The following is a 20,944-nucleotide window of genomic DNA, read 5'->3' on the forward strand; positions in this document are numbered from 1 at the left end:
TCATGGGCGGGCCCAGATCGCCTCTCCGTCGGCCAGGTGCAGCTCCCGGTCGCAGGCCGCGGCCGCCTCCGGGTCGTGGGTGGCGAAGACGACGGCGGCGCCGCGGGTCGCCTCGGCGCGGAGCAGTTCGATCACGCGCTGGCGGTTGGCCGCGTCCAGCTCGCTCGTCACCTCGTCGGCCAGCAGCACGTCGCCGCGCAGGGCGAGCCCGCGGGCGATCGCCGTCCGCTGCTGCTGACCGCCCGACAGCTCCTCGATCAGCTGGTTGGCCTGGCCGGAGAGACCCAGCGGTTCGAGCGACTCCGCGGTGCGCCGCCGGGCCTCGGCCGGTGAGCCGCCCGTGGCGATCACCGCGACCGAGATGTTCTCCGCCGCCGTGAGGATCGCGGCCAGCCCGTTGTCCTGCGGGATCAGCACCACCCCCAGCGACACCGCGTGGTCCCGGTCGCCGAGCGGCGCGCCGTCGATCAGCACCTGTCCGCCCGCCGGCGGCAGCATCCCGGCCATGGCGCTGAGCAGCGTCGTCTTCCCCGCGCCCGAGGTGCCGGTGACGGCGAGGATCTCGCCGGGCCGGGCGGTGACCGTGACGCCGGTCAGCACCGGCCGGTCGCCGTTCCACGCGAGGTCCGCGCCCTCGACGGTCAGCGTCTTCATGGTTGACCCCACAATTCGATCCGACGGTACAGGTCTCGGCCGGTTCCGACGGCCACGGCCGCCAGCAGGATAAACACCGCGGCCGCGGTGAGCACGACCACCGGGAGGCGGGGCCAGGCCGGCAGCGGCAACGGCGGCGGGTTTTGCCCGGCCAGCGGCAGTGCCCACCCGGTCAGCGCCCACGCCGCCACCGCGATCAGCACCCCGGCCACCGAGGCGATCGCCACCAGCGCCGGGTACGTCCACAGCGTGGCCCACCCGGCGACCGGCCGGCGCAAGCCCTGGGTCCGCAGCGCCGACAGGTCCTCGACCCGGCGCCCCCGGTCGACGGCCGCCGCCAGCACCAGCGCGCCCGCGCCGAGCAGCACCGACAGCCCGCCGGCCAGGAAGTAGAAGTACAGCGAGAGGGCCGGCCCCTGCTCGGCGAGCCCCCGCCGCACCTGCTCGGACCGGGTGTCGCCGACGACCGTGAGGCCCTGCGCGGACAACCGCTCGACGACGTCGGCGGGCGCGCGAGCGTTGAGCCACACCTCCGGGTCGAGCGCCGGGGAGGCGTCGACCGCGAGCCGGTCGGCGTAGTCGAGGTCGACCAGCGTCGCGTGGTCACCGAGGCGCGGCACCGCGGGCAGACGGCCGGCGAGGCGTACGGGAAGAGGTTTGGCATCGAGGCCGGTCACGGAGCTGGCGGGCGCCGCTCCCGCGTAGGCGGCCGGCAGCGGGAAGGGCGCGTCGACCGGCCGGACCCAGATGCCGGTGGGCAGCCCGCCCGGCGCGGTCGCGTCGATGCTCAGCCCGGCCGGATCGGCGGCGAGGCGCCCGAGGTTGCCGATCCGCCACCGGGAGACATCGCCGAGCTGCGCGATCGTCCGCACCGGGTTGATCGTGCCCAGCGAGTGCAGCACGACCCGGCCGGTCACCGCGGTGTCGTTGGTCGCGATCGTCACCTCGATGCCGTTGAGGCGGCAGCGGGTCCGGCACACCGGCACCCGCTGCGCGTACGTCGACCGCCCGTGGCGCAGCGTGCCGAAGTCGACGAGCGCGTCGCCCAGCCCGTCCACCGAGGACACCGCGACCAGCAGCTTGAGCTCCCGGCCCTTGGTCATCCCGATCGTGGTGACGTCGACGCTGAGGTCCTCACCCTCGAGAACGACCGGCGCGGCGGCGTCGGGGCGCAGTCGCTCGGCCACCTCGCGGGCGGACGGCCCGCCGCCGGGCCAGGCGGCGACCGCGGCCAGTCGGCGGGAGTCGACGGCGAGCCCGAGCGGCTCGTCGGCGGCCGAGCTGGGCAGCCGCGCGACGGCCATCGCGAACCGCCCGCCGGGATCGACCGCCGTCACCGCGTGCAGCAACTGGCTGCGGTACACCGGGTCGACCGAGAGCACCCGGTCGGCGCCGACGCCGAGCCCGGCCTGCACGTCGCGTCCGCGCGCCGCCACGTCGACCGCGCACGCCGCGTACCCGGCGACCGCCACGGTCGCCACCAGCAGCGCGAACAGCCGCTGCGCGCCGGGGCGGCGGGAGAGCTGGAACCCGGCGAGCGCCGGACCGAGCCGGCCCGCGCCCAGCGCCCGCGAGCCGTAGCCGGTGACCGCCGGGAGCAGCGCGCGGGCGGCCAGCAGCGAGAGCGCGAGGACGGTCAGCGCGGGCGCCAGCAGCCCGATGCCCTCCAGCGTGCCGCCGGAGACGGCGAGCTGGACTCCGGCGACCACCGCGAGCAGCACGACGACGGCCTCGAACGCGAACGAGCGCGGCCCGTTGGTGTGCGCGGGATTGCGGCGCAGCAGCGTGGCGACCGGGCTGGCCAACTGGCGGCGCTGGGCGAGCACGGCCGCGGCCAGGGCGGCCAGGGCGGCGATCGGGGCGTACCGCAGCGACGACCAGCCGGCGGCGACGCCCACGCCCGGGAAGCGCGCGGCGGCCACCGCGTCGACGAGCAGCTGGCCGGCGACGCAGCCGACCGCCGCGCCGGCCAGGATCGCCACCAGGCTCTCCCCCGTGCCCAGCCACCAGCGGCTCCACCAGCGGTTGCCGCGCAGGGCGACGATGGCGAGCTCGGGCTGCCGTCCCTGGGCGCCGTAGCTGACGGCGAGGAAGATGCTGAAGCAGGCGAGCAGCACCAGCGGCACGGCCATCACCGGCACGAGCAGGCGGGCGTTCGAGCGGCCGGCGTCGATCCGGTCCAGCAGGTACGGCAGATTCGTGTTGACCTGCACCGCCGGGCCGAGCTTCGAGGACGCGACCTTGAGCCGTTCGAGCCCGGCGCGCAGCTGCGGCAGGTGGTCGATGTCGAGGGCGGCCGGCCCGGCGGTGCCGTCGATCGCCATCTCGGTGCGGCCGTGGTCGAAGTCGGCGAGCGTGGCCGCGCCGAGGAAGACAGGCTCGCCGGGGCCGCGTCCGGGCACCGCCGTGAAGTAGCCGTGCGTGCCCCAATAGGCATCGCCCGGCGTCGGCACGTCGTAGACGCCGGCCACGTACAGCCGCTTGGGTTTGCCGTCGGGGAGCCAGAGCGGATTCGCGTCGCTGTTGTTGCTCTTGGCGAAGGTCAGCGTGATCGCGGCGCCGGCGGCGAGCCGCAGTCGCCTCGCCGTCGCGGTCCCGATGACCACCTCGCCCTCGCCGATGAGGCATCGGCCGGCGACGATCCGCAGGTGGGGGCAGGCGTCCTGGCGGAAGACGACCCGGGAGGCGTTGCGGTTGTCCGGCTCGATGCCGATCGCCGGGACCTCGGCGGAGTACCGGTAGTCGAAGCCGGGCAGGTCGGCCAGGGCGGCGCCGACGTCGCTGAAGCCGGGGTTGCCGTCGTTGCCGATCCGGTCGTCCTGCGCGGCGCTGAGCACGATGCCGCGCTCGGCCGGCGTGGCGGTGGCGATCTGCCCGGCGGCGACGGCCCGGTCGGCGGCCGCGAGGTAGGCCGGGGAGGCGACGGCGGCGGCGACCGCGAGCAATGCCAGCAGCGCGAGCGTCAGCGACTGGCCGCGCCGGGTCCAGACCATCGCGAGGACGAGGGAGATCATCGGCCGGTCCCCCGCGCGTCGCGACGCAGCCGTCGGGTCAGCGGCAGCACCGCGAGCCACCCGGTCAGACCCAGCACGAGGAGGGCGATCAGGCCGGCCAGACCGAGGGCGGAGGCGCCGAGAGCGCCCGGCAGCGGCAGCACGTCCCAGCCGTCGGTGAAGGCCGGCACGGTGATGCGGGCGGTCGGACGCGCGAGCACGGCCGCGACGAGCCCGGACAGCAGGGCCAAGAGCAGCAAAGAGACCATTCCCGCGTACGCCGTGAGCACCGCGACCCGGGAGGGAAGGCCCTGCACGCGCAGCGCGCGGAGCTGGTCGAGCCAGGAGCGCCGGTCCACCGCGCCGGCCACCGCGAGAGCAGCGGCCGCGATGAGCAGGACAACCACGCCGGCGAGCAGCGAGAAGCGGGTGACCACGGCCGGCGCCTGCTCGTCGAGCCGCCCGGCCCGGTCGTCGATCGTCTCGTCGGCGCCGATCGTCAGCCCGGCCCGGGTGAGCGCGCCGGCGATGCCCGGCCGGGCGCCGGGGGCGAGCCACACCTGGAACTGGCCGGGCGGGGTGGAGTCGCCGATGACCCGGCGGGTCGCGTCGAGGTCGGCCAGCACGCCCCGGCGGCCGAGCACGGGCAGCGCGGTCCCGCTCGCGACGACCCGCACGGGCGTGGGCTCACCGCCGAACGCGAGCAGCGCGGGCTCGCCGAACTGCCACTGCGGCGGGGCCGGGCCGGCCAGCACGACCGGCAGCGGGAGGTCGGTGTCGACCGCGTACGCGGCGGTGCCCACCTGCTTGGCGCCGGGGTCGGCGTCGACCGCCAGGGTCAGCCCGTCGCCGGTGGCGGCCAGGTCGAGGGCGGCGCCCGCGGTGCCGGACCGCCAGCGGGCGACGTCGCCGAGGCGGGACGGGTCGAGGATCGCCGCGGCGGGATCGAGCTGCTCGAGGTCGCGAATCCGCAGCGCGGTGCCGGGCGGGCCGGCCAGCTCCCAGCGCAGGATCCGGCAGCCGGGCGGCTCGGTGCAGCCGGACACCGGCGCCTCGAGCGTGTGCTCACCCGCGCCGACCCGGCCGAAGCGCACCGGCACCGGCGCGCCCGTGCCCTCGTGCTGCAGCATCAGAGTGAGCCGCGCCGGCGCCTTGCCCGCGTAGCCGACCCGGACGGCGAGCCGGTGCCCGGTGATCCGGGGAAGCGGCGCCGGACCGTCCGCGGCGGGCAGGGCGCCGAGCGGGCCGTACTCGGGACGCCAGCGGGCGACCGCGGCGAGCCGTCCACTGTCGACGGCGAGGACCGGCGGGTCGCTCGTGGTATCGACGGCGACCGCCATGGCCTGGTCGCCGGCCGGGTCGGCGGCCCGCACGGCAGCCAGCAGCGCCGTGCGGTTGGTCGCCTGCACGGTCAGCACCCGGGTCGCGCCGAGCTCGGCGGCGCTGCGCTGCAGCCGGGCCGTACGCTCGCCGGCGTAGCCGCCCACGGCCGTGGCGAACACCGCGACCGCGACCACGACGAGGGCGAACACCCGATCGCTGCCGGGCCGGCGGGAAATCTGCACGGCGGTCAGGCCGAGGCGCAGCCGGCCCGTGCGCACGGCCGCGCCGCCGCCCCGATCCGCGATCCGGCCGAACAGCCGGGCCACCAGCAGCGCCACCGCCAGCGCGACCAGGGCCGGGGCGGCGAGCGCGAGCCCGGTGCCGGCCGCGTCCGCACGGGACTGGTAGATCGCGGCCACCGCCACGGCCAGCAGCAGCACGTCGGCGAGGCCGGAGCGCCAGTCGCCGCGGCCGCCGGTCACCTCGCGCAGCAGGTCGGCGACCGGCCGGCGCAGCGCCAATGCCTCGGTCAGCGCGAGCACGGCGAAACCGCCGACCAGCACGGCGGCGGCCGCGGCGACGGAGAGAACCAGCGCGTCCCGGGACTGGGTCGGGCCCGCGAGCAGCCGGGCCAGCGCGTACCCCAGCGGCAGGCCGAGCAGGGAGCCGAGCACCAGCGGCACGAGATGCTGGCCGATGGCGAGGCGAAGCTGGGCGCCGCGGGTGTTGCCGCGCAGCTTGAGCAGGGCCGCGTCACCGCGCCGGTCGCGGCCCGTGTAGCGGCCGGCCAGCCCGATCGCGAACCAGGCGAGCACCAGCACCTGCACGACCGCGACCAGCACGCCCTGGCGGATGGCCGCGCGGTCGCGGGCGATCGTGTCGAGCAGCGGGCCGGTCGAGTTGACCAGCCGCAGCGAGGCCTGCCCGAGGTCGCGATCGGCCTTGCGCAGCACACCGGCCAGGTCGTAGCCGTCGTCGCCGCGGATCAGCCGGTCGGGGACCTGCACGTCGTAGCTGACCGTGGGCCCGGCCAGCCGGTCGGAGCGGAACGTCGCGATCGGGGTGAAGGCCGGGTCGAGGCCGCCGTTCGCGGTGAACAGCGGGTTGCTCCAGTAGGCGCCGGCCGGGTCGTCCAGCGCGTACGTGGCGACGATCCGCAGCGTGAGCGGCTGCGCGTCGGGCGCCGGCCGCAGGTCGAGCCGGTCACCGGGACCGAGGCCGAGCTGCTGCGCCGTGTTCACGCTGATCGCGGTCTCGAACGGTTTCGCCGGGCAGGATCCCTGCAACCGCAGGTGCTCGCAGAGGTCCTCGCGGTAGGCGACGGCCATCGACGGCGTGCCGCCGGCCTGGGTGATGATCAGCGGTACGACCAGGCCGCCGACCGGGTCGGTGGAGGGCAGCGGGATCAGGCCGCGCACGTTCGCCGCGAACTGGTCGAGGACGCCCTGCGGATCGTCCTTGCTCTGGGAGATCTTGCGAATGGACAGGGTGCGCTCGCCGGCCGGGGCGGCGGCGACGTCCGCGGCGGCGGCCCCGGTGCTGCCGGCCGCGGCGAACCACGGGCCGGCCGCGGCCACGGCGGTGGCCAGCGCGGTGAGAATGAGGACGGTCAGCACCTGGGCACGGCGGGAGCGCACGGCACCCCACACCAATGCCAGCATTCGGCCTCCCCCGCACGTCCTTGCGGGAGGTTACAGCCAGTGGCGACGCCGCAGGTATACCCAGAGGCCGCCCGCCGAAAAGATGATCAGCACCATGCTCTGGACGTATCCCCACGGCTTGGCGAAGCCGGGGTAGGGCAGGTTCTGCCCGAAATAGCCGGTCAGGGCGGTCGGCACGGCGATCACGGCGGCCCACGCCGCCAGCTTGCGGGTGATGTCGTTGAGCACGTTGCCCTGCTCGGCCAGGTCGGCCTGCAGCAGACTGTCGATGCGGTCGCGCAGGTGCTCGATCTGGTCGACGACGTGCTGGGCGTGGTCCTCGACGTCCCGGTAGTACGGCGCCAGGTTCTCGTCGACCAGCCCGTTCTCCGTCTGCCGCGCTTGCGCCACCAGCTCGGGCATCGGCACCACCGCCCGGCGCAGCGCCGCCACCGTCTTGCGCAGCCGCAGGCCGCGCATGCGCACCTCGCGCGGGGCGCCGCCCTCCTCGAGCAGCACGTCCTCGACGCCGTCCATCCCCACGTCCAGCATCTGCGCGGCGGAGACGTGCCCGTCGACGACCACATCGAGCAGGCCGTACAGCAGGAAGGCGACCCCGCTCATCTTGGCCAGCTTGACGTCGGCGTCCCAGGCCTCCACGAACTTGGCCGTGTCGCTCGGCGCCTTCCGTACGGTGATCAGCGCCCGCTCGGTGACGAAGGCGCTGATCTCGGTCTTGCCGAACGGCGGGTCCTCGGGCCTCGTGGAGACGTCCACGGCGTACACGTTGAGGAACAGATGCTCCGGGTAGCGGTCGAGCTTGGGGCGCTCGTGCTCCTGGGTCGCGTCCTCGATCGCGAGCGGGTGCAGGTGGAACTCCTCGGCGACGGCGGCGAGATCGTCGGGGCCGGGCCGGTACAGGTCGAGCCAGAGCACGGCGTTGGGGTGCCGCTCGAGCATGTCCGGGACCTGCTCGGCGGGGAAGTCCTCGGCGATGACCTTGCCGTTCTCGTACAGGCGGGTCTCGGCGGGACACGTTGGGGCGTTCACCGTCACACTATGCCCCACCGGCGGCGCGGAAATAACATGAGCCGTGACCTGGCTCGATCACCTGCTGACGACGTTCTACACCGCGAAATGGCAGGTGACTCCCGGCCAGGCCATCTACTACCGGGAGATCGCCGGCAACGCGTTCGGCCTCGGCTCGGCGGTCTTCGGCCTGCGCCGCAGCGTGTGGGCCTGGCCGGTCGGCATCGTCGGCAACGTGCTGCTGTTCACGGTCTTCCTCGGCCAGGCGCTCGGCAACGACCAGGGCACCCCGCTGTACGGCCAGGCGTCCCGGCAGGTCTTCTTCGTGGTGACGAGCGTCTACGGCTGGTGGCGGTGGCGGCAGAACTCCGCGCGTACGCACGGAACCACGGTGACCCCGCACTGGGCGTCGTCCCGGCAACGCGCCGTCTTCATTCCGGCCGCGCTGGCCGCGGTAGTCATCTGCTTCTTCGTCTTCCGCCAGGTCGGCGCCGGATTCCCCGTGCCGTGGTGGTATTACCTGGCCGACTCCTGGATCTTCGTGGGGTCGATCCTCGCCACGTACGGGCTCGCCCGCGGCTGGGTGGAGTTCTGGCTGTGCTGGATCGCGGTCGACCTGGTCGGCGTGCCCGAGCTGTTGCACTTCCGGTACTACCCGTCGGCGATCCTGTACGCGATCTACGCGGGCTTCGTGATCTGGGGCTTCGTGGTCTGGCTGCGCATCTCCCGCGCCGAGGCCGGAGCACGGCTGAGCAGCCCGGCGCCGGCCACCGCCTAGGGCATCGTCAGGGCCGGCGGGCGAACGGCAGCCGATCGAAAAGGAATCGGCTGTACGCGATCCGCCCGTCCACGACCGTCACGCACTCGGCGCCCGGCGCGCTGGCCACCCGGGGCGACGCCGTGTCGTACATGACCAGCGCCCGCTCCTCGTCGCCGTACGCCGCGATCATCGCGGAGCCGGTGAGCGACTCGGCGAACGGCCCCAGGAAGGCGCGGTACGCCGCCGCTCCCTCGATCCGCCCGGCCGGCGCGTCGCAGACGATGTCCTCCGCTATGTACTTCATTGCCGTGTCCATGTCCTTGCCGGTCCAGGCCTCGTGGTAGGCCAGCGCCACGCGCAGCGCCGCCGGTTCCGTCTGATCCATGCGATGTTCCCCTCCCTGAAGTGCGGTCGACTGTTCTGACACATCCGCCGCGGGAATCGGAACGGCCCGCGCGTGCCATGATCGGCCGGTGGACGATGAGGCGTTCGCCGATCTGGTCGCTCCGCACCGGCGCGAGCTGCTGCTGCACTGCTACCGGATGCTGGGCTCACTGACCGACGCCGAGGACGCCCTGCAGGAGACCCTGCTGGCGGCCTGGCGCGGCATCGACGGCTTCGAGGGCCGCTCGTCGCTACGCACCTGGCTCTACCGGATCGCGACGAACCGCTGCCTCAACGCCCGCCGCCGGATTCCGCCGGCGCCGGTGCCGCCGTTCACCCCGCCCGAGCCCTCGCGCCGCGGCGACGTGCCCTGGCTGCAGCCGTTCCCGGACGCGCTGCTCGACGGGGTTCCGGACGCCGCGCCGGGCCCGGAGGCGCGTTATCAGATGCGGGAGGCCGTCGGGCTGGCGTTCGTGACCGGCCTGCAGCGCATGCCACCGCGCCAGGCGGCCACGCTGATCCTGCGGGACGTGCTCGGCTATTCCGCCGACGAGGTCGCGTCGATGCTCGGCGTCACCGCGACCGCGGTCAAGGGTCTGCTGCAGCGGGCTCGGACGGCGGTCGCCGACCCCGCGCCGCCGGCTCCGCCCGCCGGGTCACCCGCCGAGGTGGCGCTGACCGACCGATTCTCCCGCGCCTTCTGCGTACGCGACCTGCCCGCCCTCCTCGACCTGCTGACCGACGACGCCTGGCTGGCCATGCCGCCCGCCTCGCACGAGTACCACGGTCACGAGGCGATCGCCGCGTTCCTGCGAGCGAGCACCACCTGGCGCCCCGGCCCGCCCCTGCGGCTGACCGCGACCAGGGTCAACACCCAGCCCGCGTACGTGTGTGAGCTGGACGGCGCGCCGGCCGGGTTGATCGTGCTGACCCTGCGCGACAACCGGATCGGCGCGCTGACCCGCTTCCTGTGATGCGGCTGGCATGCTTGTCGCCATGACCAGCGTGTACGAGGCCGCGGGCGGTCGCGACGGAATGGTTCGCCTGGCCGCGGCGTGGCACGAGCGAGTGCTTGCCGACGAGGTGGTCAGCCACGCGTTCAGCCACGGCTACCGCCCGGACCACACCGAGCGTCTCGCCGCCTACTGGGGTGAGGCGCTGGGCGGGCCGGAATCCGGCATCGCGGAGAGCGACGTCGTGCGGATGCACAGCGGGAACGGGCCGCACGAGGAGATGGATCGGCGCGCCATCACCTGCTTCGACGAGGCCCTGACCGATGTGGGGATCACCGAGGAGCCGCTGCGGCAGGTGTTGCACGACTACTTCGCGTGGGCGACCACGACGACCATGTCGCAATATCACCACTCGGCCGCCGACGTGCCCTCCGGGCTGGCCATCCCTCGGTGGTCCTGGGGTGGCCTCGAGGAAGGGTGAGTCAGGGTCGCAGAGCGGCGCTGACAGCCAGCGCAGGGTCGTGGTGGGGCGGCCGAGCAGCGCGGTGAGGTCGCCCGGTCACGGTCTGCAGCGCTCCCTGGGCCACCTTCACGTCGGCGTCGACGAGCACGTCGACCAGGAGGCCGGGCAGCCCGGAGCCGATGAGGACCTGGGCGAACTGCTCGGCGGGCAGTTCGGCGTAGGTGACCGGCCGGCCGGAGGCGGCGAGCGCCGGCCGGACCTGCACAGCGCGGCCGGCGAGGTCGGCCGCGTTCTCCGGGTCGCGCACCGCCACGGCGATCTGCCCGGCGCCGGCGGACGTGCCTCAGGCCGCGGACGGGCCCGTGTTCACGCGGGAGCGGACGATCTCGGCCACGTGGGCGACGGCCTCGTCGAGCGGGACGCCGTTGCGCTGGGAGCCGTCGCGGTAGCGGAAGGAGACCGTGCCGGCCGCCACGTCGTCGTCGCCGGCGATGGCCATGAACGGGATCTTCTGCTGCTGCGCGGTGCGGATCTTCTTCTGCATGCGGTCGTCCGAGTGGTCGACCTCGGCGCGAATGCCCTCTTTCCGCAGAGAAGCGGCGAAGTCCTCCAGGTAGGAGGCGTGGTCCTCGCGAATCGGGATCCCGACCACCTGCACCGGCGCCAGCCAGGCCGGGAACGCGCCCGCGTAGTGCTCGACCAGCACGCCGAAGAAGCGCTCGATCGAGCCGAACTTCGCCGAGTGGATCATCACGGGTTCCTGGCGGGTGCCGTCGGCGGCCTGATATTCCAGGCCGAAGCGGGCCGGCTGGTTGAAGTCGTACTGGATCGTCGACATCTGCCAGGTGCGGCCGATCGCGTCCCGCGCCTGCACCGAGATCTTCGGGCCGTAGAAGGCGGCGCCGCCCGGGTCCAGCACGAGCTCGAGACCGGAGTCGGTGGCCGCGTCCTCGAGCACCTTCGTCGCCACGGCCCACTGCTCATTCGTACCGATGAATTTGTCGCTCTTGGGGTCTCGGGTGGAGAGCTCGAGGTAGTAGTCGTCGAGGCCGAAGTCGTCCAGCAGCGAGCGGACGAAGTTCAGCAGGTGCTTGATCTCGCCCGGAGCCTGCTCGGCGGTCACGTACGAGTGCGAGTCGTCCTGGGTGAGGCCGCGCACGCGGGTGAGCCCGTGCACGACGCCCGACTTCTCGTAGCGGTAGACCGAGCCGAACTCGAAGAACCGCAGCGGCAGCTCCCGGTAGGACCGCCCGCGCGCCTTGTAGATCAAGTTGTGCATCGGGCAGTTCATGGCCTTGAGGTAGTAGTCCGCCCCCTCCAGCTGCATCGGGGGGAACATCGTGTCCTTGTAGTACGGCAGGTGCCCGGAGGTGTGGAACAGCCCCTCCTTGGTGATGTGCGGCGTCCCGACGTACTGGAAGCCCTCCTCGATGTGGCGGGCGCGGACGTAGTCCTCCATCTCGCGCTTGATCACGCCACCCTTCGGGTGGAAGACGACCAGGCCCGACCCGATTTCATCAGGGAAGGAGAACAGGTCGAGCTCGGTGCCCAGCTTGCGGTGGTCGCGGCGTTCCGCTTCGGCCAGACGGTTGAGGTACGCCTTGAGGTCGTCCCGCGAAGGCCACGCCGTCCCGTAGATCCGCTGCAGCTGCGGGTTCTTCTCGCTGCCGCGCCAGTAGGCGGCGGCCGAGCGCATCAGCTTGAACGCCGGGATGAACCGGGTCGACGGCAGGTGCGGACCGCGGCACAGGTCGCCCCAGACCCGCTTGCCGTCCTTGTCCACGTTGTCGTAGTGGGTCAGCTCGCCGTGGCCGACCTCCATCACCTCGTTGGCGTCCACGTCGCCCTTGAGGTCGACCAGCTCCAGCTTGTACGGCTCGGACGCCAGCTCGAACTTCGCCTGGTCGAGCGACTTGTACTCCCGGCGGCGGAAGGTCTGCCCCTGCTTGACGATCTCCTGCATACGCTTCTCGAGCTTGGACAGGTCTTCCGGCTGGAACGGCTTGGGCACGTCGAAGTCGTAGTAGAAGCCGTCCGTGATCGGCGGGCCGATGCCGAGCTTGGCCTCGGGGAAGACGTCCTGCACGGCCTGGGCGAGCACGTGCGCGGTCGAGTGGCGCAGCACGTTCAGCCCGTCGGGCTCGTCGATCGCGACCGGGGTCACGTCGGTGTCGAGCTCGGGCTGCCAGTCGAGGTCGCGCAGCCGCCCGGCCGCGTCGCGGACCACGACGATCGCCTTGGGGCCGCTGGTGGGCAGGCCGGCCTTGGCCACCGCGTCGGCGGCCGTAGTCCCGGCCGGGACGACTAGAGGGTCGGCCACAGCGAGGGTACGGGGTGCGGACACGGTGTTCTCCTTAAGCGTCACAGCGTGATGCGGGCCGTTGACGATGCTATCCGGCGACGCGGTCAGGAGTTCAGGTGCCGTGCGGGTGGGACGAACTCGTCCCATTTCGGGTCGGCCTTGCCGATCACGGCCGGCGGGTAGCTCAGCAGCCGGGCGCCCGGCGTGGTGGCCAGCCGCTTCTGGACCTCGGCGATGCCGGCCAGCTCGGCGTCGGTGTTCATGGTGGCGCGGCTGCCGGCGCCGTCCCGCATGACGTCGAGCCGCTCGCGCCGGGCCTGGGCGGCGGTCTTCGCCCGGGCCAGCAGCAGCCGGTTGGCCCGGTCCCGGTCGATCGTGGGCAGGCCGACCGCCGGCCCGACCAGCTCGGGGTGCTCGGTGATCATGCGGTCGCGGTTGAGCTGGTGCATGTCGTGCCACTCCTGCGCGCGGAACTCGGGCGAGACGTCCTGCAGCAGGAAGTCGGGCCGCGACTCGGGCAGCTCGTCGTCCATCGGGTCGAGCGGATGGTGCCTGCGGCCGTCGATCACCTCGTACGCGTGCCGGTCGGCGTCGTCGGCCTGCGCCACGATCCGGGTGAGCCGCAGGGCGAGCTCGTCCATGGCCGCCTTGACGGCAGCGATCGCGTCCGAGTCGACCGGGCCGGCCGTGGTGATCTCCCCCGTCGCCAGGTCGACCCGCAGGTCGTACGCCTTGGCGTCGTCGACCACGGCGTACGCCATCCGCCGGCAGTGGTCGAGCTGCTGGGCCAGCAGGCGCAGCGCCCCCGCGACGACGTGGAAGTTGTGCGGGATGTTGCCGATCTCGACCTGGAACTGGCGGTTGCGCGCCTGCGCCGCCTCCGACGCCGCGCCGGCCCAGTGGTGCGGCAGGTCGCGGGTGCCCCGGGCCAGGTCTTCCGTGGTCGCATCGAGCTCGTCGGACAGCTTCTCCCAGTCGGCGGCGAGGTCGCGCAGCCGCCCGGTGTCGGCGTGGACGAGCGCGGCGAGCGTGATCCCGGCCATCAGAAGCCCCTCGGCACGCCGGAGCGCCACATCTCGTCGGCCGCGTCGGCGTCGGTCCGCCGGTAGTCGCCGGCCGCCCGGTGCAGGTCGTCGCCGAAGCCGCGCACCTGCTCGGCGAGGCCGGTCAGCGTGTCCCGCCAGCCGACCGCGAAGTTGCCGAGGGCGCCGAGCGCCGCCGAGCCCTCGACGGGGTCGGGCACCGTGCGGCATCGATCGACCTCGCCGGAGAGCCGGTCGAGGTGTCCGGCCACGTCGAGGACGGTGTCGCCGATCGCGGACACGGCGGGCGCGTCGATGCCGGTGAAGTCGGCCATGGTCGCCTCCCATCGATACTCTTCGTGACGATACCGCTACGCAACAACTGATCGACATGGGTGCCGTTTCGGGCCAAAGTGTGATCAGCGAGAACGGAGGCCGCGATGGCACTGCAGGACCGGGTCACGACGCGCGTGCTCAAGCTGCCGGGCCGGGCCGTCGACTTCGGCATCGAGCACGGCCTGCGCATTCCGATGCGCGACGGCGTGACGCTGGCGGCCGATCACTACGTTCCGGCCGGCCGGCCCGCGGGGACCCTGCTCGTGCGCGGACCTTACGGCCGTCGTTTTCCCTTCAATCTGCTGTACGCCCGTCCGTACGCGTCCCGGGGTTACCACGTGGTGTTCGTGTCCAGCCGGGGCACGGCCGACTCGGGCGGCGACTTCGACCCGATGCGCACCGAGCGCGACGACGGCCGGGACGTGGTGGCGTGGCTGATCGCGCAGCCCTGGTTCACCGGCAAGTTCGCGACGATCGGGCCGTCCTACCTCGGGTACACCCAGTGGACGCTGCTCGAGGACCCGCCGCCGGAGATGGCCGCGGCCGTGGTCACCGTCGGCCCGCACGACTTCGCCCGGCACTCGTGGGGCACCGGCGCGATGAACATGGACCTGGTCGGCTGGAGCGACATGGTGTCCCGGCTGCCCCGCGCGGCCAAGCCGTCGGTGACGGCGGCGCTGACCCAGATGGTCGCCGGGCCGGCCCGCAAGCGCGCGCTGCGGCCGGTCTTCACCGACCTGCCGCTGGCCGAGGCCGGGGAGCGGCATTACGCGGGCCGGGCGCGGTGGTTCCGTGACCGGGTCACCCGGCCCGATCTCGCCGATCCCTACTGGGCGCCGATGCGGCACCCGGCCGCCCTCGAACGGGCGCAGATCCCGATCCTGCTGCACGGCGGCTGGCAGGACCTCTTCCTCGAGCAGACCGTCGAGCAGTACACGACGCTGCGGGCCCGCGGCGTCGACGTGGCGCTCACCATCGGGCCGTGGACGCACACCGAGGTGGTCGGGAACGCCGCGCCGATCCTCATCCCCGAGGCACTCGACTGGCTGGGCGCGAAACTGCGCGGCACGCCACTTCGCCGTGCTCACCGCGTACGCGTGCAAATGACCGGAACCCGCGGCTGGCGTGAGTCGGACGCCTGGCCGCCACCCACCCGCGACCTGGCCCTGCATTTAAGGCCCGGCGGGAGCCTCGGCGAGGCCGCGGCGGGCGAGGCGAGCTTCACGTTCGACCCGGCCGACCCCACACCCACCGTCGGCGGACCGCTGCTCGACGGCGGCGGCTACGTCGACGACGGCCCGCTGGCGACCCGGCCCGACGTGCTCGCGTTCACCGGACCGGCGCTCGGCGCCGCGCTCGAGGTGCAGGGCGCGCCGATGATCGAGCTGGCCCACCGCACCGACAACCCGCACGCCGACCTGTTCGTGCGGCTCAGCGAGGTCGACCCCGCGGGCCGCTCGCGCAATGTGACCGAGGGCTACCGGCGGCTCGCGCCCGACCGCGACCAGGACGCGCCGGTCCGCCTGCGGCTGCTCCCGGTGGCGCATCGGTTCGCGGCGGGCTCGCGCCTGCGGGTGCTGATCGCGGGCGGGTGCTATCCGCAGTTCAGCCGCAACCTGGGCACCGACGAGAACCCGGGGACGGGCACGAAGCTGGTGCCGAGCACGCACACCATCACCCTCGGCCCGTCCCGCCTGGTCCTCCCGGTCGGCTAGGCGAGGGCGGCGCGCAGGGACAGGGCGACCTCGTCGCGCTGGGGCTCGGTGAGGGGGTCGCCGTCGGTCAGGTAGTGGAAGATGGCGGGGCCTCGGTGTTCCGCCCGCAGGTCGGCGGCGCGCGGCACGATGTGGAAGTGGACGTGGGCGAAGCCCTCCTTCTCGGCGAGCTGGATGACGTAGGTCTTCGCGCAGCCGGTGACCGTCCGCAGCGCCTGGGACAACCGCACCTGCCACGTGCCCAGGGTGGCCGCCTCGGCCGGGGTCAGGTCGGCGATCGACGTCACGTGCCGGCGCGGGAGCAGCACCAGCCAGCCGGGCAGAGAGCTGTTGAAGGCGTGGGCCACGCGCCACGAGTCGTCGGCGGCGATGTGCTCGCGGGGCGGCAGCGATTCGAACTGGTCGTTGAGGCGGCAGGCGTGACAGTCGGCGGCGACGGGTCTCATGGGCTAGATGTCGGTGCTCGCGCTCAGTGCCCGCCAGTGCTCCATCTCCGCCCGCTGGGCGTCGAGCACCATCCCGAACGCGTCGAGCGCGTCGGTGCCGAGCAGCAGCAGCGCGGGCGGTTCCGGCGACTCGACGGCGGTGATGATCGCCCGCGCCGCCTTGGCCGGGTCGCCGGGCTGCGTACCGTGCGCGGTGTCGTGCTCCTTGCGCCGTTTGCCCGCAGTGTCGGCGTAATCGGCGATCGGGACGGCCGACTGGGTCAGCGAGCGGCCCGCGAAGTCGGTGCGGAAACCACCCGGCTCCACGGCCATCGCGGTGATCCCGAGCGGCGCGAGCTCCTTGCGCAGCGAGCCGGTCATGCCCTCCAGCGCCGATTTCGCCGCCGCGTAGTAGCCGGAGCCGGGCGGGCAGATCCGGGCGCCGATCGACGAGACGTTGACGATCGCGCCGCTGCGGCGTTCCCGCATGCCGGGCAGCACGGCCTTGATCAGGGCGACGGCGCCGAAGAAGTTCGTGTCGAACAGGCGTCGCACGTCCTCCGGGTCACCCTCCTCGACGGCCGCGCGATAGCCGTACCCGGCGTTGTTGACCAGCACATCAACCCCGCCGAACCGCTCCGTCGCCTGCCGGGAGACAGCGGCGATCTGCGCCGCGTCGGTGACATCCAGCGACATCGCAAGACCATTTTTCCCGTACGCCCCGGCGAGCCCTTCAACCGCAGCGACATCCCGCGCGGTGATGACCGCGTTGTCGCCGCGCTCGAGCACTGTCTCGGCCAGGGCCCGGCCCAGTCCGGTGGAACATCCGGTGATCAGCCACGTTCTCATGCGGCCATTCTTCTCCGGGGCGGCGGCCGGTGGGAGGTTCCCGCAGACCCACCATCCGAGGTTTAACGGCCGCCGGATCGGGGATGTGGGCGCTGGACGGCCCGGTGAGGCCGGCGCTACCGGTCATCCCCGCCCATTCTCCTTTGTGGACGTTCACGGCCGAAAAGCCCTGCCGGGAAATGCGATCCGCCGGAAATGATCTGATCCGCCGTGCTGGACTGATCCGCGGAAATCGTCCAGGACGAAAGGCAAATGAGATGAAGAAGCGCAACCTCACCCTGCTCGGCGCCGGGGTGCTGGCGAGTGTGACCCTCGGCGCGGGCTCCGCTCAGGCCGCGCCGGCGGCACCGGCCCCGACCCCGCCCGGCGCCACCGCGGCGGCCTCCTGCCCGATGGGCCCGGGCTGCGGACCGTTCCACGTGATGATCATCACGGTGAGCAACGACGACTGGCCGATCGGCGCGCTGCTGGATCATCTGCACATGCCGCCGATGGGCGGCGGAATGGGCACCATCGGCACACCGACGACGGAACCGACCGCGACGCCGACCACAGAGCCCACGACAACACCGACAACACCACCGACCACCGAGCCGACTCCGGCGGCCGGGACACCGACCACCGAGCCCACCCCGGCCGGAACGGTGGCAACCGCGACGCCGACGGCCGCCCCGACCGAGACGGCGGCCGCGACACCCGAGCCGACCACCACGGAGACGGTTACGCCGGCTCCCACCGAGACGGCGGCGGCTCCCACCGAAACGGAACCGGCCGCCACCGAAACGGAACCGGCTCTCATCGAGACGGAACCGGTCCCCACCGAGACGGAGACAGCCGCCGGTGTCGGTGTCGCCGAGATGGCCCCGCCGGCGCCCGGCATGCACTGACGCCCGAACGGCCGCCCGGCGAGGCCGTCCCCCCGCCGGGCGGCCGGGCCTCAGCGGCGCAGCAGCTCGGACCCGAGACGGCGGCCCTCCTCCGACCAGGGCGACGGCCGCATCGTGGCCGGATCGAGGTGGATGTTCACGCGACGGCCCTCGGCGTACAGGATCCGGCCGTCGGGCGAGGTGACCCGGAAGCGATAGTCGGCGCTGGTCGTGCCGAGTTTCTCCACCCAGAAGTGCACGGCGATCTCACCGGTCCCGCGAACCGGCACGTGGAACGTGATCGCGTATTCGCGGACGACGTTGAACGCGTCCGGCGAGGTGGGCCGGCCGCCGGCGAACGAGACGCCGCGCTCGGCCCACCAACTGATCATCGCGCGCTCGACGAACACGGCGTAGCGCGCGTTGTGCAGCACGCCCAGCGCGTCCAGGTCGTCGAAGTGCACCGGGACGACGGTGGTGTGCCCGTACTCGACAGCGACGGCAGTCATGTCAGCTCCGGAAGGATCGAAGGGTCGACGGCGAGCGCCCGCAGATGCCCGAGCAGGGCGTTCCGGGCGAGATTGAAGGTGACACCGGCGCCGAGCGTGGGGGCCTGCATGACCGCGCAGACGCCGAGCGACTCGGTCTCGTACGCGATCGCGCGGGCATCGGTCCCGGCCCGCAGATCGCCCCCGGCGACCGCATCGGTGGCCAGCGTGACGAGGAACTCCATCCACTCCTCGAGCTGAATGCCGAGGCGGTCGCGGATGGCGCCGGGGCGGGCGTTGTACTCGAAGTTCGCGTTGGCGAAGAAGCAGCCGCCGGGCAGCCGGCCGCCCTCGTAGAAGGCGAGCCGCAGGTCGTGCAGGGCCCACAGCCGGCGCACGCCGCGCGGCGCGCGGAGGGCGGGCCGGATCACCTCGTCCATCCACTGCTCGCGGGCGTGCTCGATGACGGCCAGCTGCAGCTGCTCCTTGGAGCGCCAGTGGGCGAACAGCCCGGCCTTGCTCATGCCGAGCGCCTCGGCGAGCTGGCCGAGGGAGAGCCCGTCGAGCCCCTCGGAGGTGGCCATCCGCAGCGCGCGATCGAGCACGGCGATGCGGGTGCGCTCTCCCCGGGCCAGCCGGCCGTCCACGGTCATGCCCCGACCCTACAAAAACAACCGACCGGTCGTAAATAAACGTGTGGGGGCCGTCACCGTGTGCCCCTATCGGCGGGTCAGCCGCGGACGAGGCGCCGGACGGCTTGGGTGGCCCGAGGGCGGCGGCTCTTCCAGGCGTACGTCTCGTCCGGTGGCCACGCGTAGGCCGGGCAGCCGTCGCTGATCAGGGTGAGCAGGCCCGGCTGGTCGAGGTCGCGGGCGGCGTGCTCGTAGAGCTTCGCCGCGCGCGGGAGGATGACGCCGTAGTCGATGAGGCGGCCCAGGTAGTTCTCCTGCTCGAGGATCTCGACGAGGTGGGACTCGGGCAGGGGGTACGTCCCGGGCAGGATGTTGTGCAGCGATAGGAAGACGTCGGTGCCGCGGCGGCGGGGGTCGCCGAGCCAGCGGCCGGCCGGGGAAAGGCCGCCGAGCGCGAGCCGGGCGTTGGAGAGCAGGGAGTCGGCGTACAAGACGCGGAGCAGCGCCACGTCCATGAAGAAGCGTTCGAGCAGGCCCTCGTGATCGGCGAGCGGGCGGTGCGCCAGGTAACCGGCCACGATGCTGGTGTTGTGCGCGCGGTACCAGGAGCGCGGCGTGGGCCGGCGTAAGAACTCTATCCACCGCTCGACCTGCGGAAGCCCGGCTCCCGGTGAACCGGAACGAACCCGGCGCTCCGCCTCCCACGCGTCGCGGATCAGGCCCTCGTTCACCGAGCGCCACCACGGGCTGCCGCCGGCACCGAGCACGCCGCGCCGGATCTGCCAGCGCATGAAGGCGACCTCGGCCCGGCGGTAGGGCCGGATGCGGGGACTACCGACCGGGGTGTCGTAGAAGCCGGCCGCGAGCGCCAGGCGGGCCGCCGGGTCGTCGCGCACCGCCGCCACCATGTCGGCGGCATCGTCCGCGGGCTCGGCCATCGACCACATCTATCACGAATTCAGCCACTCCTTGGCGAGCAACTCGAACGACCGGACCCGGTCGGCGTGGTCGTAGGTCATGGTCGTGACCAACAGCTCGTCGGCGCCGGTCACCCGCCGTAGCGTGTCGAGGCGTTCGGCGACGGTCGACGGGGAGCCGGCGAACTGGGTCTCCACCCGGTCGGCGACCAGCTCACGGTCCTCGTCGGTCCACTCGTGGGCCGCGGCCTCGGCCGGACTGGGATACGGGATCGCGCCGTCGCCGGTCCGGACGCTGCGCACCCACAGGCCGTACGGGGAAGCAAGATGGCGGGCCGTCTCGTCGTCGTCGGCGACCACCACGTCCGCCGAGACCATAACGTGCGGCTCGGAGAGCACGGCGGACGGACGGAATGCCTCCCGGTACGCGTCGACCGCCTCCAGCACCCGGGCCGGCGACACGTGGTAGTTCGCGGCGAACGGCAATCCCCGGGCGCCGGCCACGCGGGCGCTCTCGCCGCCGCTCGAGCCGAGCACCCAGATCTCCAGGTCGGCGCCCTCCCCCGGCACGGCCCGCGCCTCGTTGCCCTCGCCGTCGGTGTACGGCCCGGCCAGCAACGTCTGGATGTCGCCGATCGCGGTGTCCAGGTCGACCGGGGTCGCGTCGGGTTGGTGCAGCAGCCGGAAGAACAGGGCCGAGCGCGAGGAGCGGAAGATCGGCGTGAACGAGAACGACTTCGGGATGAGCAGCCCGTCGACGACCCGCGCCTCGACGACCGGCTCATCGGCCGGCTCGGTGAGCACGGACTTGCGCCGCTGCGCCGAGCGGCCGAGCCCGAGGTCGAAGCGCCCCGGATGGAGCGCGTCGAGCATGCCGAACTGCTCCACCACACCGAGCGGCGTAAGGAACCCGGTCTGCACGGCGCCCGAGCCGAGCCGGATGTGGCCGGTCGCGGCGGCGATCTGCCCGAGCAGCAGCGCCGGCTGCGAGCTGGCCACCCCGGGCGTCAGATGGTGCTCGGCCACCCAGTAGCGGTGATACCCGAACTGCTCGGCGTGCCGAGCCAGGTCGAGCGTGCGGCGCAGGGCGTCACCGGCGGTCCCACCGGAGACGAGCGGCGCGAGATCCAGGATCGACAACGGCACGGTCATCCTTTATTCCTATAGCTGAGATAGGCAATAGGCAAGCCGTT

At 73.0% G+C, this 20,944-nt stretch carries 20 protein-coding genes; 5 read left to right on the top strand and 15 right to left on the bottom strand.

Going from position 1 to position 20,944, the window contains the following annotated elements:
• From A3CQ_RS0130590 to A3CQ_RS0130605, 4 genes are read right to left on the bottom strand one after another with little or no spacing between them, the layout of a single operon-like run.
• Positions 1-654, bottom strand: coding sequence for an ABC transporter ATP-binding protein (locus A3CQ_RS0130590; RefSeq protein WP_020514767.1), 654 nt, complete (start codon positions 652-654; stop codon positions 1-3).
• Positions 651-3,668, bottom strand: a complete 3,018-nt coding sequence (locus tag A3CQ_RS0130595; RefSeq protein ID WP_020514768.1) for an ABC transporter permease family protein — start codon at positions 3,666-3,668, stop codon at positions 651-653. Before A3CQ_RS0130595 ends, A3CQ_RS0130590 begins: the two co-directional genes overlap by 4 nt.
• Complete coding sequence (locus tag A3CQ_RS0130600) at positions 3,665-6,631, bottom strand: FtsX-like permease family protein (RefSeq protein ID WP_020514769.1); 2,967 nt, start codon at positions 6,629-6,631, stop codon at positions 3,665-3,667. Before A3CQ_RS0130600 ends, A3CQ_RS0130595 begins: the two co-directional genes overlap by 4 nt.
• A 30-nt stretch (positions 6,632-6,661) precedes the next feature.
• Positions 6,662-7,660: a magnesium transporter CorA family protein gene (locus tag A3CQ_RS0130605; protein WP_245577384.1), complete on the bottom strand. Its 999-nt coding sequence runs from the start codon at positions 7,658-7,660 to the stop codon at positions 6,662-6,664.
• Positions 7,661-7,703: 43 nt separating this feature from the next.
• Between A3CQ_RS0130605 and A3CQ_RS0130610 the strand changes: the two genes are divergently transcribed.
• Positions 7,704-8,417 (top strand): nicotinamide mononucleotide transporter family protein, encoded by a 714-nt coding sequence (locus A3CQ_RS0130610; RefSeq protein WP_020514771.1) that lies wholly within the window; start codon positions 7,704-7,706, stop codon positions 8,415-8,417.
• Between the two features lie 7 nt (positions 8,418-8,424).
• Here the strand turns inward: A3CQ_RS0130610 and A3CQ_RS0130615 are convergent, their stop codons facing one another.
• Complete coding sequence (locus A3CQ_RS0130615) at positions 8,425-8,784, bottom strand: nuclear transport factor 2 family protein (protein ID WP_020514772.1); 360 nt, start codon at positions 8,782-8,784, stop codon at positions 8,425-8,427.
• A 55-nt stretch (positions 8,785-8,839) separates the two neighbouring features.
• Between A3CQ_RS0130615 and A3CQ_RS0130620 the strand changes: the two genes are divergently transcribed.
• Both A3CQ_RS0130620 and A3CQ_RS0130625 read left to right on the top strand, forming a co-directional pair.
• Positions 8,840-9,757, top strand: coding sequence for an RNA polymerase subunit sigma-70 (locus A3CQ_RS0130620; RefSeq protein ID WP_211216716.1), 918 nt, complete (start codon positions 8,840-8,842; stop codon positions 9,755-9,757).
• Positions 9,758-9,779: 22 nt separating this feature from the next.
• Positions 9,780-10,217 carry a group II truncated hemoglobin gene (locus tag A3CQ_RS0130625; RefSeq protein ID WP_026206364.1) on the top strand — a complete coding sequence of 146 codons (438 nt, stop codon included), beginning with the start codon at positions 9,780-9,782 and terminating at the stop codon, positions 10,215-10,217.
• A 1-nt stretch (position 10,218) separates the two neighbouring features.
• Here A3CQ_RS0130625 and A3CQ_RS0130630 read toward each other — a convergent pair whose 3' ends face one another.
• The 4 genes from A3CQ_RS0130630 to A3CQ_RS0130645 form a co-directional block, all read right to left on the bottom strand.
• Complete coding sequence (locus A3CQ_RS0130630) at positions 10,219-10,512, bottom strand: Rossmann-fold NAD(P)-binding domain-containing protein (RefSeq protein ID WP_020514775.1); 294 nt, start codon at positions 10,510-10,512, stop codon at positions 10,219-10,221.
• Positions 10,513-10,542: 30 nt separating this feature from the next.
• Entirely contained in the window at positions 10,543-12,543 is a 2,001-nt protein-coding gene (thrS, locus tag A3CQ_RS0130635) for a threonine--tRNA ligase (RefSeq protein ID WP_026206365.1), read from the bottom strand.
• Between the two features lie 62 nt (positions 12,544-12,605).
• Positions 12,606-13,544 carry an Rv0964c family protein gene (locus A3CQ_RS0130640; protein ID WP_157296548.1) on the bottom strand — a complete coding sequence of 313 codons (939 nt, stop codon included), beginning with the start codon at positions 13,542-13,544 and terminating at the stop codon, positions 12,606-12,608.
• On the bottom strand, positions 13,544-13,858 hold the full coding sequence (locus A3CQ_RS0130645) for a WXG100 family type VII secretion target (RefSeq protein ID WP_020514778.1): 315 nt from the start codon (positions 13,856-13,858) through the stop codon (positions 13,544-13,546). The genes A3CQ_RS0130640 and A3CQ_RS0130645 overlap by 1 nt, the downstream gene beginning before the upstream one ends.
• A gap of 105 nt (positions 13,859-13,963) precedes the next feature.
• On the opposite strand from A3CQ_RS0130645, the gene A3CQ_RS0130650 reads away from it, so the two are divergent.
• Positions 13,964-15,574 (top strand): CocE/NonD family hydrolase, encoded by a 1,611-nt coding sequence (locus A3CQ_RS0130650; RefSeq protein WP_020514779.1) that lies wholly within the window; start codon positions 13,964-13,966, stop codon positions 15,572-15,574.
• Here A3CQ_RS0130650 and A3CQ_RS0130655 read toward each other — a convergent pair.
• Both A3CQ_RS0130655 and A3CQ_RS0130660 read right to left on the bottom strand, forming a co-directional pair.
• Positions 15,571-16,020 carry an HIT family protein gene (locus A3CQ_RS0130655; RefSeq protein ID WP_020514780.1) on the bottom strand — a complete coding sequence of 150 codons (450 nt, stop codon included), beginning with the start codon at positions 16,018-16,020 and terminating at the stop codon, positions 15,571-15,573. The genes A3CQ_RS0130650 and A3CQ_RS0130655 overlap by 4 nt on opposite strands.
• Positions 16,021-16,023: 3 nt before the next feature.
• Positions 16,024-16,848 (bottom strand): oxidoreductase, encoded by an 825-nt coding sequence (locus A3CQ_RS0130660; protein WP_020514781.1) that lies wholly within the window; start codon positions 16,846-16,848, stop codon positions 16,024-16,026.
• 257 nt (positions 16,849-17,105) lie between these two features.
• Between A3CQ_RS0130660 and A3CQ_RS61165 the strand changes: the two genes are divergently transcribed.
• Positions 17,106-17,735, top strand: coding sequence for a hypothetical protein (locus A3CQ_RS61165; protein ID WP_020514782.1), 630 nt, complete (start codon positions 17,106-17,108; stop codon positions 17,733-17,735).
• 50 nt (positions 17,736-17,785) lie between these two features.
• On the opposite strand, the gene A3CQ_RS0130670 is transcribed toward A3CQ_RS61165, so the two are convergent.
• The 4 genes from A3CQ_RS0130670 to A3CQ_RS0130685 all read right to left on the bottom strand — a co-directional run bounded on the left by A3CQ_RS0130670 (position 17,786) and on the right by A3CQ_RS0130685 (position 20,903).
• The gene (locus A3CQ_RS0130670) at positions 17,786-18,223 is read right to left on the bottom strand and encodes an acyl-CoA thioesterase (protein WP_020514783.1); all 438 of its coding nucleotides are present in this window, start codon (positions 18,221-18,223) and stop codon (positions 17,786-17,788) included.
• The gene (locus A3CQ_RS0130675) at positions 18,220-18,855 is read right to left on the bottom strand and encodes a TetR/AcrR family transcriptional regulator (RefSeq protein ID WP_020514784.1); all 636 of its coding nucleotides are present in this window, start codon (positions 18,853-18,855) and stop codon (positions 18,220-18,222) included. The genes A3CQ_RS0130670 and A3CQ_RS0130675 overlap by 4 nt, the downstream gene beginning before the upstream one ends.
• Before the next feature lie 77 nt (positions 18,856-18,932).
• Positions 18,933-19,772 carry a hypothetical protein gene (locus tag A3CQ_RS0130680; RefSeq protein ID WP_157296550.1) on the bottom strand — a complete coding sequence of 280 codons (840 nt, stop codon included), beginning with the start codon at positions 19,770-19,772 and terminating at the stop codon, positions 18,933-18,935.
• A gap of 12 nt (positions 19,773-19,784) precedes the next feature.
• Positions 19,785-20,903, bottom strand: a complete 1,119-nt coding sequence (locus A3CQ_RS0130685) for an LLM class flavin-dependent oxidoreductase (RefSeq protein WP_020514786.1) — start codon at positions 20,901-20,903, stop codon at positions 19,785-19,787.
• Between the last annotated feature and the right edge of the window lie 41 nt (positions 20,904-20,944).

The sequence above is a fragment of the Paractinoplanes globisporus DSM 43857 genome, from assembly GCF_000379645.1.
Lineage (GTDB): Bacteria > Actinomycetota > Actinomycetes > Mycobacteriales > Micromonosporaceae > Actinoplanes > Actinoplanes globisporus.